The organism is Cloacibacterium sp., assembly GCF_047601505.1.
In the GTDB taxonomy this organism is placed as follows: domain Bacteria; phylum Bacteroidota; class Bacteroidia; order Flavobacteriales; family Weeksellaceae; genus Cloacibacterium.
In genome coordinates, this window is the sequence record NZ_JASGJD010000001.1 from 1,450,854 (window position 1) to 1,463,099 (window position 12,246).

The 12,246-nt window shown below is 32.0% G+C and carries 12 protein-coding genes; 9 read left to right on the forward strand and 3 right to left on the reverse strand.

The genetic code is table 11. The annotated features are described in order from the left end of the window. Positions 1-2 precede the first annotated feature (2 nt). The 3 genes from QM746_RS06840 to QM746_RS06850 all read right to left on the reverse strand — a co-directional run bounded on the left by QM746_RS06840 (position 3) and on the right by QM746_RS06850 (position 3,232). Complete coding sequence (locus QM746_RS06840) at positions 3-788, reverse strand: hypothetical protein (protein WP_414983536.1); 786 nt, start codon at positions 786-788, stop codon at positions 3-5. Between the two features lie 154 nt (positions 789-942). Continuing rightward, the gene (locus tag QM746_RS06845) at positions 943-1,458 is read right to left on the reverse strand and encodes a TlpA family protein disulfide reductase (RefSeq protein ID WP_414983537.1); all 516 of its coding nucleotides are present in this window, start codon (positions 1,456-1,458) and stop codon (positions 943-945) included. A 142-nt stretch (positions 1,459-1,600) separates the two neighbouring features. Next, positions 1,601-3,232, reverse strand: coding sequence for an alpha-amylase family glycosyl hydrolase (locus QM746_RS06850; protein WP_414983538.1), 1,632 nt, complete (start codon positions 3,230-3,232; stop codon positions 1,601-1,603). Between the two features lie 155 nt (positions 3,233-3,387). Here QM746_RS06850 and QM746_RS06855 point away from each other — a divergent pair, with 155 nt between their 5' ends. The 9 genes from QM746_RS06855 (at position 3,388) to QM746_RS06895 (ending at position 12,241) form a co-directional block, all read left to right on the forward strand. Beyond that, on the forward strand, positions 3,388-4,674 hold the full coding sequence (locus QM746_RS06855; RefSeq protein ID WP_374361136.1) for an adenylosuccinate synthase: 1,287 nt from the start codon (positions 3,388-3,390) through the stop codon (positions 4,672-4,674). A gap of 325 nt (positions 4,675-4,999) precedes the next feature. Beyond that, positions 5,000-5,830 (forward strand): energy transducer TonB, encoded by an 831-nt coding sequence (locus tag QM746_RS06860; protein ID WP_414983539.1) that lies wholly within the window; start codon positions 5,000-5,002, stop codon positions 5,828-5,830. Between the two features lie 181 nt (positions 5,831-6,011). After that, positions 6,012-6,785, forward strand: a complete 774-nt coding sequence (locus QM746_RS06865) for a ParA family protein (RefSeq protein WP_374361140.1) — start codon at positions 6,012-6,014, stop codon at positions 6,783-6,785. 60 nt (positions 6,786-6,845) lie between these two features. After that, positions 6,846-7,733, forward strand: a complete 888-nt coding sequence (locus QM746_RS06870) for a ParB/RepB/Spo0J family partition protein (RefSeq protein WP_414983540.1) — start codon at positions 6,846-6,848, stop codon at positions 7,731-7,733. Next, the gene (locus QM746_RS06875) at positions 7,733-8,317 is read left to right on the forward strand and encodes a DUF5683 domain-containing protein (protein WP_374361144.1); all 585 of its coding nucleotides are present in this window, start codon (positions 7,733-7,735) and stop codon (positions 8,315-8,317) included. The genes QM746_RS06870 and QM746_RS06875 overlap by 1 nt, the downstream gene beginning before the upstream one ends. A 48-nt stretch (positions 8,318-8,365) precedes the next feature. Beyond that, on the forward strand, positions 8,366-9,067 hold the full coding sequence (dapB, locus tag QM746_RS06880) for a 4-hydroxy-tetrahydrodipicolinate reductase (RefSeq protein WP_414983541.1): 702 nt from the start codon (positions 8,366-8,368) through the stop codon (positions 9,065-9,067). Positions 9,068-9,200: 133 nt separating this feature from the next. Continuing rightward, on the forward strand, positions 9,201-10,853 hold the full coding sequence (gene lepB / locus QM746_RS06885; protein WP_414983542.1) for a signal peptidase I: 1,653 nt from the start codon (positions 9,201-9,203) through the stop codon (positions 10,851-10,853). Positions 10,854-10,885: 32 nt separating this feature from the next. Further along, positions 10,886-11,527 carry a signal peptidase I gene (gene lepB, locus QM746_RS06890; protein ID WP_414983543.1) on the forward strand — a complete coding sequence of 214 codons (642 nt, stop codon included), beginning with the start codon at positions 10,886-10,888 and terminating at the stop codon, positions 11,525-11,527. Between the two features lie 105 nt (positions 11,528-11,632). After that, entirely contained in the window at positions 11,633-12,241 is a 609-nt protein-coding gene (locus QM746_RS06895) for a WbqC family protein (protein ID WP_414983544.1), read from the forward strand. The last annotated feature ends 5 nt before the right edge of the window (positions 12,242-12,246 follow it).

Sequence of the window (12,246 nt, forward strand, 5' to 3'; positions counted from 1 at the left end):
ATTTATTTAATCTTCATCATGCTTCCGAAAAGACTGTCTAAATGATAAATTTGATGAAAAGGACTCGCGATATTTTCTAAAATTGAAGCGTTTTCGATGTATTGATATTTTGAAGCCAAAGAACTCATGTCCGAAACAATAATAAGCCAGCACTCGTCTAAAGTGCTGTCGTATAAAGGGTATTTTTGGTTTTTCTTTTCTATGGTTTGTTTTATTTTTTCGGAACAAAGTTCTTCGAAAAGATTCATTTCTGGGTTGAATGAGATAAAAATATTTCCCTCATTTTTAATTTTCTTAATTTTAAGAAAAATGCCTTTTGGTTTTAGATTTTTGATGGAAAAGAGAAGGTTTTTGAGCAGAATTTCTTTGTTTTTGAGCGCTTCAGGAGCTTGGCTTTCGTCTATTTCGATAAGGTAGAGACCTTGTAATTTTTTTAAATCTTTTTGAAGAATAATTTCTGCTTCTCTAAAGATTTTGTTCAGTTGACTTTCAATTTTCTTTTTCTCAAGATGATTAATAACTTCCGTAAGTTCTAATCCTATTTTTTTATTTTGATGCTGAATAATGAAATCTGGACTTTCGCAGGTGAGGTTTTCAAAATTAAGGTCTGGGAATTTTTGTAAAAAGGAGTGGAGTAGAAGTACTTCAGATTTTTTCTTGAATTTTTCCCGAAAATGAATGTTGGAGGAGTCAATTTTTTGGTGAAGTTTCCGCATCGTTTGTTCTTTGAAACGATGGTTAATCTTACAGAGATTCCAACTGCGCATCAAATCTTCATCACTAAACATAACGGTTTGATTTTAAGATTTGTATAGCCCTAAATTACATATTTTTTTAATACAAAAAGCTTTATTAACAAAAATTAAAGTTAAGTTTTGAGAATAAAAAAAATCACAACGAAATTTCATTGTGATTTTATCATTTTTAATTAACGTTTTTGCTTTATTTGCTAAGTTCGTCTATTGTTTTTTGAATTTCTGGGTCATCTGGAACGATGGCGTAATATTTTGCAATATCAGATTTTTGATTGATTACCAAATATCTAGGAATCCAATTTAAATCAATATAATTGTTGAAATTGTTTTTCCAACCTTCATTAAACCAATAATTTTCTTTGTCTTGCATGTTGTGTTTTTCCATGCCTTTTTTCCAGCCTTCAAAATTTCTGTCTAGAGATAAAAATACAAAGTCAACATTCGGGTTTTTCTCTTCTAATTCTTTCGCTTTTGGCATTGCATTAAGACAATCTCTACACCAACTTGCCCATAAATCTAAAACCAAAATTTTGCCTTTATGTTTTGCTAAAATTTTAGAAATTGTAGTGGTTTTACCATCTTTATCCATTATTTTTTGAGCCAAAGCTTCTTTAGAAAAAGTGGTTTTGAGTACTGTTGGTACTTTTTGAGCAAATGCATTACTCATTAAAAAGAATGATAATAAAAGGATTATTTTTTTCATATTTTTCTATAATTTCTTTACTTTCTAAGACAAAAGTATGCCAAAAATTATACTTAACATAATTTTTATTGAATTAAGAAAATAGATAAACCAAATAAAGCGCAAGAATGTTGCGCTTTATTTGGTTTTTATGTCGAAAATATTAATCTTTCTCTAATAAAACAATGTTATTATCATTAGTTAAAGAAATTTTTCCTTCGATAACAGGCATTGTAGCGCCAGAGTATGCGTCTCTTATTCTTGTTCCGTTGTCAAAAATTCCAGTAACGTTTACTTCTTTTGTTCCTTTTGGTAAATCAAGTCCTATAACTACTTTGTCGGTTTTATAAATTCTAGAAAACCAATAAGGAGAGTTAGAAATCATCTTGTGATAACCAGCTCCAACAGCAGGATGGTTTCTTCGGAATTGACCTAATTTTTGCCAATATTCTAATAATTTCTGAGTTTCGGGATTATTTTTTACATCTTCCCAATTCATTTTGCTTCTAAGGTTAGCATCGCCTTCAGCTCCTGTTACTGTTAATTTTCTACCAGTTTCGTCGCCATAATAAATTTGAGAAATTCCGGGTGTTAAGAGTAGTTTTGTAGCGGTTTCGTAGGTTTTTTTTCTGTCTTTATCGAATGGCCAACTGTCGTCGTGAGAAGAAGCATAATTCATTACGGTTTTTCCTGCTAAATCCTGATGCAGAATTTTATCATAATTGCTAAAAAGTTCTTCGTAAGGTTTGTTAGCATCTCCTTTAAAATCAAAATTGATAAGAGAGGTAAATCCGTTTTGGAAATAATTTACTTTTCTGTCTCCAAAATTATACAATTGTTTGCCCGAAATTCCGTAGCCATACACTTCGCCAACGGTAAAAAATGGAGTGTTTTTGTCTAGAACTTTATCAGGATTATTCAATTTAAATTCTGCAAAAGCTTGGTCGCAAACCTTCTTGAAATCTTTCCAAACATCTTCGTTGGTATGTTTTACAGTATCAACTCTATAACCATCAATTCCAAATTCTCTTACATAATCCGAAAGCCATTTCATAATGTAATATTTCGGAGCTTTTGGGTATCTCGTTTTTACAAAAAATTCGTTTAGTTCAGACATCTCCTTTTCGTATCTGCCTTCTTTTCTCCATTTTTTTTCTAGTAGAGTTGGCAAGCCAGCTTTTTCATTGCTCTCAGTTAAAATATCAGGAAGATTTGCTACTAAAGTACAGGCTGTGGTATTTTCGAAATTATCATATTTACATTGAGGTTCGGTTCTTACCCAAGTCATGGGATAGGTTTCGTCTATGTCTGTTGTTGGGCCTGTGTGATTAATTACGGCGTCTAAAAGAATTCTGATGCCTTGTTTGTGTGCTTTTTCTACCAATTCTTTCAAATCTGCTTCCGTTCCGAAATTTGGGTCTAGAGCAGTCCAATCTTTTGTCCAATAACCGTGGTAGCCGTATGTTTTGCCGGTTCCTTCGTCTGTTGCACCATGGATTTGCTCTACAATTGGCGTCATCCAAATGGCGTTAATTCCTAATTTTTTGAAATAACCTTCATCTATTTTTTTGATGACACCTCGCAAGTCTCCACCTTCAAAACCACGAAGAGTGGCTGCTTTTTCGGTTCGGTTGAAATTAATATCATTATTAGGATTTCCGTTGTTGAATCTATCTGTTACTAAAAAGTAAAGATTGGCACCTTCCCAAGTGAAAGGTTCTGAACTAGGTGTATTTTGAACGCTGGTACAACTTGCTAAGAGTGCAAAAGCTGATAGGATTATTGTTTTTTTCATAAAATGAATTTAAGTCTTTAAATTTAAGAATTAAAGAATCATAAAGATAAAAATTAAACATGATATTTTTTATTTGCTTAATTTTCTGAAAGTTAATTTGGTGAAACAATTTATAAAAATTACCTTTGTAAGGTCTAATAAAATGTAATAAAAATATGTCAACTTACGTTGTTGTAGGTCTTCAGTTCGGTGATGAAGGCAAAGGAAAAATAACCGATGTTCTTTCTGCAAAATCTGATTACGTAGTTCGTTTCCAAGGAGGTGATAATGCTGGTCACACAGTATATGTGGGCGAAGATAAATTTGTTCTTCACTTGCTTCCTTCTGGTGTTTTGCAATGTAGAGGCAAGTGTATTATTGCCAATGGTGTGGTAGTAAACCCTAAAGCTTTTATTAAAGAAATAGAGCAAATTGAAAGCAAAGGTTACAAAACAGACCACGTTTTCATTAGTAGAAGAGCACATGTGATAATGCCTTATCATATTATGCTAGATACTTACAGAGAAGAAGAAAAAGGAGGTACTCAAATTGGGACTACCAAAAAAGGAATCGGGCCTTGTTATGAGGATAAGATTGCAAGAGTTGGTATTAGAATGATTGACCTTTTGAATCCTGAAGTTTTAAAAGAAAAAATTGAAAAGAATTTAAAAATTAAAAATAACCTTTTCGAGAAGTATTTTGAAAAACCAGCAATGAGTTTTGATGAAATTTACCACGAATTTTTAGAAATTGGTAAAAAATTACAAGACAGAATTGTAGATACCGAGTTAGAAATAAACGAAGCCATTCGAGATAATAAAAACATCCTTTTCGAAGGAGCGCAAGCGCTAATGTTAGATATAGATTTCGGAACTTATCCTTATGTTACTTCGTCTTCGCCATCTACAGGAGGTGTTTGTACAGGTGCTGGCGTTCCGCCAACTTCATTGCAAAATTTAATTGGAGTTTCTAAAGCTTATACTACTAGAGTTGGGCATGGTCCTTTCCCTACAGAATTAGATAACGAATTGGGCGAAAGCATTAGAAAAATTGGTCACGAATACGGAGCAACTACGGGAAGACCAAGAAGAACAGGTTGGCTAGATTTAGTAGCTTTGAAACACGCTTGTATGATTAACGGAATTAATAATCTTGTGATTACAAAATTAGACGTTCTTACAGGTATTGATACCATTAAAATTGCTACTCATTATAAAACTGAAGATGGTAAAATTATAGATTATTTCACTTCTTCTACTACTAAATTATATGATTACGAAGCAATTTATGCTGATTTAGAAGGCTGGACGGAAGATATTACTAAAGCGAGAACTTTTGATGAATTGCCAGAAAATGCAAAAAAATACATCGCATTTATCGAAGAATATTTAGGAATTAATGTTTATTTGGTTTCTGTAGGTCCAGAGAGAAGTCAAAATATTATTAGAAAAGAGCTGTTTTAAGTTACAGTTTGAATAAAATATTATGCAAGTCGTACTAATTTAGTGCGACTTTTTTTGTTGTTTATTTGTTGAGTTTTGATTTCAAATTTTCAATTATTTTTCTATTTATATGTTGATAAGTTGTTGATTAAGTAATTATTTCGCTTTTTATTGAGAATTTTTTAATTGGTCTTTTGTTTTAAATTTATTTTAAATGTTAAATAATTTTAAATTTTTGAATAGTAATTAATTTTTTGGCAAGGTTGTTGAATAACTTTAAATACTTTTTGCAAAAAGGTATCAAACTAATAATTGTGTTTATATATTAACCATTAAATTTTCTACAATGAACAAAAATTTCTTTACTCGCGATGAGCATCAAGCTCTCAATGAAATCATATTCCAGAATAGAAATAAAGAATATGGAGCTTATGCGCTAAGAAATGAAGCAAATACAATGCTTAAAAAAGCCCTTTTTGTTGGGGTTACCCTTTTTGCAGTAGTAGCAATTGTGCCGCTTGTGGTGTCTCAGTTCAAAGGAGAGCATCATGTAATTTCTGATGGAGGCACTGCTGTTTTGATAGATTTAGAACGTCCTAAAGATCAAAATGTTGAAAAACAAAAACCAATAGTAGTTCCGCCAAAACCAGATGTGCCATTGAAAACTCAAAGTCTTACGCCTCCAGAACCTACTAGAAATCCGCCTGTGGAAACTACCATTAATCAAAAAGTAGATGATGCAATTATTTCTACTGTCACTACACCTGGGCAAGCAGTAACTAATCCTAATCAAAACATTGGAGTTCCTTCTGATGTGGGAACAAAGCCCGCAATTGATAATACTCCAAAGCCAGACCTTAATGTAATTCCTACGAGTGTAGATGTGGAAGCAAATTTCAATGGTGGAATTGAAGGTTTTAGAAGTAAAGTTTTAAATAATTTTGATACATCGGTGGTAACCAGCGAAAGTGGAGAAATTGTAAAAGCTGTAGTAACTTTCGTGGTAGAAAGAGATGGTAGTATTTCTAATATCAAAGCAAGCGGCGTTAATGCAGATTTTAATAAAGAAGCAGAGAAAGTGATTAAAAATATCAAAGGAAAATGGAATCCTGCAAAACTGGGAGGACAAAACGTTCGTTCGTATTTTAAATTTCCAATTTCTATGCAATTTGAATAAGACATAGTTGTATAATTTGTTGCATTTTACTTTTTAATACTAATTATCCACATTTTCTAAAAATTGTGGATAATTTTTTTGCGCTTTAAGCCTTTAATTAACAATACTTTAATATTTTTGACAGTTATTAACATTCAACGGAATTACAAATTATTGTATTTTTGAAAACTAAATAATTTTTATGGGAAAAATAATTGGAGTTGCCAATCAAAAAGGAGGTGTAGGAAAAACGACTACAGCAGTAAACCTTGCAGCTGCACTTGGTGTGCTAGAAAAAAAAGTTCTCTTGATAGATGCTGATCCTCAGGCTAATGCTACGTCTGGTCTTGGTATTGAAGAAGTGAATTATTCTACGTATCACCTTTTAGAACATAGTGTAGATGTAAGAGAATGTATCCAAAAAACTACTTCCCCAAATTTAGATTTAATTCCTTCTCATATAGATTTGGTAGCGGCGGAGATAGAACTTGTAGACAGAGACAAACGTGAGTATATGCTCAAAAAAGCATTAGATGTTGTAAAATCTGAATACGACTATATTATTATAGACTGTGCACCAAGTTTGGGACTTATCACGGTTAATGCACTTACAGCAGCAGATTCTGTGGTTATTCCTATTCAGTGCGAATATTTTGCATTAGAAGGTCTTGGTAAATTATTGAATACCATTAAAAACGTTCAGAAAATTCATAATAACGATTTGGATATAGAAGGGCTTCTTCTTACCATGTATGATTCTAGACTTAGACTTTCGAATCAAGTAGTAGAAGAGGTTAATACACACTTCCCAGAAATGGTTTTCGAGACTATTATTGCTAGAAACGTTAGATTGAGTGAAGCGCCAAGTTTCGGAGAAAGTATCTTAATGTACGATGCCGAAAGTAAAGGAGCAATTCAGTACTTACAATTGGCAGAAGAAGTTTTACTAAAAAACGAAAAATTACAAAAAGCATAATTTTAAAAATTGATTTTTGATTGGTATATCAATTATCAAATTTCAATCTTAATTATAAATATGAAAGATAAAAAACGAGCAATGGGACGTGGCTTAGGTGCTATTTTAAGTGCCGAAAGCAAGAGTAATATTAATTCCGCTACAGATACCGGAGCAGAACAATTGCTGGGAAATATGGTAGAAGTAGCTTTAGAAGATATCTATCCTAATGCTACGCAACCAAGAACTTATTTTGACGAGACCGCACTACAAGAATTGGCGCAATCTATTCGTAATTTAGGTGTAATTCAGCCAATTACTCTAAGAAAAGACGGTGATAAATTCGAGATTATTTCTGGTGAAAGACGTTACAGAGCTTCTAAAATTGCAGGTCTTACAAGTGTGCCAGCTTATATTAGATTGGTAAACGACCAAGAATTGCTAGAAATGGCTTTGGTAGAAAATATTCAACGTGAAGATTTAGATGCTATAGAAGTTGCACTTACTTATCAAAGACTTTTAGACGAAATAGGTCTTACACAAGAAAATCTTAGCCAAAGAGTTGGTAAAGAGAGAAGTACAATTACCAATTCTATACGTTTGCTTAGGTTGAGTCCAGATATTCAACAAGCGATTAGAGCGGGAGCTATTTCTGCGGGACATGGTAGAGCTATCATTAGCGTTGAAGGCGAAAATAATCAGCAAGAATTATTCAATAAAATTATAAAAGAAGGATTAAATGTAAGACAAGCCGAAAAAGCTGCTTCAGAATTTAAAAATCCTAAAAAAGAAATTGCTCCAAAAGAAAAAGAACTTCCAAATCATCTTAGAAAAGTGCAAAAATCACTTTCGGATGTGCTAGATGTTTCCGTAGAAATAAAATCTTCGGGAAAAGGCAAAAAAGGAAAAATTATTTTAGATTTTAATAACGAGGAAGAACTGAGCAAAATCCTCTCACATTTTAATTAATGAGAACAGTATTCTCCATCATTTTTCTGCTCTTTTTTAGTTTTTACTTTTCACAAGAAATAAAACCTCTAGATACCGTAAAAACAGAAAAACAGGTAGTAGAAGATATAGAAAAAGCCAATGCAAAAGCATTAACAAAATACAATCCTACGAAAGCAGGGTTGTATTCTGCTGTTTTACCGGGACTTGGGCAATATTACAACAAAAAATATTGGAAAATACCCATCGTTTGGGGTGCAATAGGAACAGGAGTTGGTGTTATAGTTTATAATGATAAGCAATATAGAAGGTACAGAACCGCTTATATTGCTGAATTAAATGGGCAACCGCACGAGTTTTCTAACATTCCGGGAGTTGATAAAACGGTACTCGGAAATACACAAGATTCTGCCAAAAGATACAGAGATTATTCTATTGCCATTACAGGTTTGGTGTATATTTTAGGAATTGTAGATGCTGTGGTAGATGCGCATTTGTATGAACAAAAACACGACCCAGATTTGGCGCTTAAACCTACAATTATTAATGATAATGTAGGAATTGGACAGGCAAAAGCTGGCTTGTCTTTGAGTTATAGATTTTAAATAAATTCGAACAATAATCGGTTTTTAAACTGATAAAAATATAAAAATATGAGAATAGCATTAGTAGGTTATGGTAAAATGGGGAAAATTATCCATCAAATTGCTTTAAAAAGAGGTCATGATGTTGTGGCAACCTTAGACGAAACGCCTACCGTAGAAAAACTGAACAATCCAGATGTGGTGATAGAATTTTCTTCGCCAGAATCTGCATTTAGCAATATAAAATTTTGTTTAGAAAATAAAATTCCTGTAGTTGCAGGAACTACAGGTTGGCTCGAGAAAAAGCCAGAAATAGAAAAAATTGCCTTAGAAAACGAAACAGGATTTTTATATGGTTCTAATTTCAGTTTGGGAGTAAATCTTTTCTTTGCTCTTAACGAAAAATTAGCCGAAATGATGACACCTTTTCAAAATGATTATGACTGTCAGTTAGAAGAAATTCATCATATTCACAAGTTAGATGCACCAAGTGGAACTGCAATTTCTATTGCTGAAGGAATTTTTAAACATTCGGATTTTAAAACTTGGAAATTAGACGAGACTCAAGGTTCTGAATTAGGAATTAAAGCCATTAGAGAAGGCGAAGTTCCAGGTACGCACAGTGTTTTTTATCGTTCGGAAGTTGACGAAATCGAAATTAAACACACTGCATTCAATAGAAATGGTTTTGCATTAGGAGCAGTAATTGCTGCAGAATGGTTGCCAGGGAAAGTAGGTAATTTCGGGATGAAACAAGTTTTAGGATTGTAAATTTATAATTTTAGATTTTAAATTTTATAAATATACCATCAAACAAAATCAAAAGATTCAAATTATTAATTTGTAACAAATATCAAATTGAATTACTAATAGCCAAAGAGCTAAAGGCTAAACGCAAAATATTATGGATTATATTATTCAATATTCTATTTATGTACTGATTTTATCAGTTTTATTGGGAGTTTCTACCATTAAATTGTACCAAAAAATGGGTTACAAAGGTTGGGAAGCTTTTATTCCTTTCTATAATTATTATATTATTTTGAAAGAAATTGGCGAACCAAAATGGTGGATTGTTTTTACTTATTTACCTATCGTTGGTCCAATAATGATGACGGTTTTTCATCTTTTCTTGATGAAGAAATTTGGTAGAACTACCACTGTCGAAAAACTGTTAACCATCTTTTTGCCTTTTATTTATTTGGCTTATACCAGTTATTTCCAATTGAATAAAGTTGACCGTTTTGCGGTAGATGACGAAAAAGGTAAAAAAGAATCTTTCTTGGGTTCTATTACTTTTGCAGTAGTTTTTGCAACCATTATTCATGCTTTTGTTACTCAGCCTTTTGCAATTCCTACAGGTTCTATGGAGCGTACACTTTTGGTAGGAGATTTCTTATTTGTAAACAAATGGAGCTATGGGTACAGAATGCCTATGAGACCTTTGGCATTGCCGTTTTTACAAGGAACAATTTTTGATAGCGGAAAAGACGGTAATCCTAAAAACGACCCAAAATCTTATGTAGATGCCGTTAAATTACCCTATTTTAGAATTGGAGAATTTAAAAAACCTAAGAAAAATGATATTGTAGTTTTCAATTATCCCGGAGATTCTGTACATACCGCTATTGATAGAATGGATCCTTACGTAAAAAGATGCGTAGCTGTAGGTGGTGACGTGGTAGAAATGAAAGCAGGCAAGCTTTTCGTGAACGGACAACCCGAAAAGATGATGGGAGATGCTGAGGTGCAGCATTCTTATACAGTATATACAAGTAGTGAAATAGATATAAATTCTCTTTGGAAAAATCTATGTTATTTGCCAGTTGAAGACCAAGGTCAAACTAACGATGGATTACATAAGTATCAATTTCAAGGACTTACAGATGGCTTGTTGGCGGATATAAAGCAAATGCCAGAATTTGTAAAAGCCGAAGAAGTTTTAGCTAATAAAGGAGAGGGAGCGATTGCCTATTTTCCTGTTAAAGATGAAAATAATAATTATGTAAATGATGGGACAGGGCATGCATTGGAATCTAAAAAAATAGATTACTCTCAAAGTATATTCCCATACAATAAACCATGGAATACAGATTGGTACGGTCCTCTTACCATTCCTAAAAAAGGGGATGTAATTACTTTAACTCAAGATAATTTACCAGAATACAAAAAATTAATTACCGTTTATGAAGGTAATATTTTAGAATTCAAAGGTGGTAAATTCTTTATCAACGGAGCTCAAACCGATAAATATACCGTAAAACAAGACTATTATTTTATGATGGGAGATAATAGAGATGCTTCTCTAGATGCTCGTTTCTTTGGTTTTGTGCCAGAAACTCATATTGTTGGTTCGCCAATGTTTACTTGGATGAGTTTGCAAGGTGTTTTTGATGATGGTCCTAAAAAAATCCGTTGGGAAAGAATGTTCAAAGCAACTAATACAGGCGAAGCAAACAAAACATCATATTGGTGGATTGCTGCAGTAATTCTTGTATTATTCTTCGGTTGGGAATATTTTGTGAAACTTTTCAAAGGTAAAAAAGAAGAAGAGTAATGCGTAAGAACTTTAATAAAGTACTAATTATAATGAGTGCTTTTGTAACAATACTTATTGTTGCAAAAGCACTTAATTTTTTACAAATATTTATAATTCCTACAAGTGGAAATGAACCTACACTTAATGCAGGAACTATTTGTATCGGAACAAATTTAATAAAGCCTAAAAAATTTGATTTTGTAATATATACACAAGAAAATTCAAAATTTGAAAAAGGTTTTTATTGTCAAAGATTAGTTGCTATAGAAAATGATGTTGTGCTAATTAAAAATGGCGATTTGTATATAAATGATAAGTTTGTAGATAATCAATTTATGCTTAATCATGCTTATATTATTGAGCGTGATTATTACAATTGGCTGGTTACAAATAAGAAAAAAGATGTAAATTCAATTTTTGAAGTTGAAGAAAATAAGTATTTGGCTCAACTTAATAAGAATGATTTTAATGAAGCTTTTAAAAGAGAAAGATATATTGATAATGAGGAAGATACTGCAATTTCTAAAACGTTTCATAAACCTTGGAATGCAGATAACTTTGGTCCAATAAAAGTTCCTAAAGGTAAAATGTTTTTGCTAGGAGATAACAGAAATGCAAGTTTAGATTCTAGATATATTGGGTTTGTAGACGTAGGTAATTTACACGGCAAACTAATTTTTCCTATTAGGTAATTTAATGATAAAATTAACAAACCCTTTCTCTAGAAATTAGTAGGAAGGGTTTTTTGATGAAAAATATTTTATTTTTTTTAACTTTGGAGACTAATTAATTTTTTAATGAAAATTTTACTTCCTATATTTTATTTGCCACCTATTTCTTGGTTTTCAGAATTTTTAAAAGAAGAAAACGAAGTGGTTTTAGAACAATTCGAGAACTTTCCGAAGCAAACGTATAGAAACAGAACCAATGTTTATGGCGCAAACGGTAAATTGTCGCTTATTATTCCAATTCATCATACTGGTGAAAGGTGCATTAAAAATTTAGAAATTTCTTATGTGGAAGATTGGCAAAAACTTCACTGGAAATCTATCAAAAACGCCTATCAAAGTTCACCTTATTTCGAGTTTTACGAAGATAAGTTAGAAAAAATATTCTTAGAAAAGCCTAAAACCTTTTTGGCATTCAATTTGAAGGCAATAGAAATAATTTTACAAATTTTAAAACAAGAAAAGCAATTTTCGCTTACCGAAGAATATCAAAAATCTCCCGAAATGATAGATTTTAGAAGTGCTTTTTCGGCAAAAAAAGATACGGAATATAATATGGACGAATATTATCAAACTTTTAGTGATAAATTAGGTTTTATAAAAGATTTGTCTATTATAGATTTAATCTGCAATATGGGTCCGGAAGCTATTTCTTATATCAAAAAAATTACAAAATAATACAT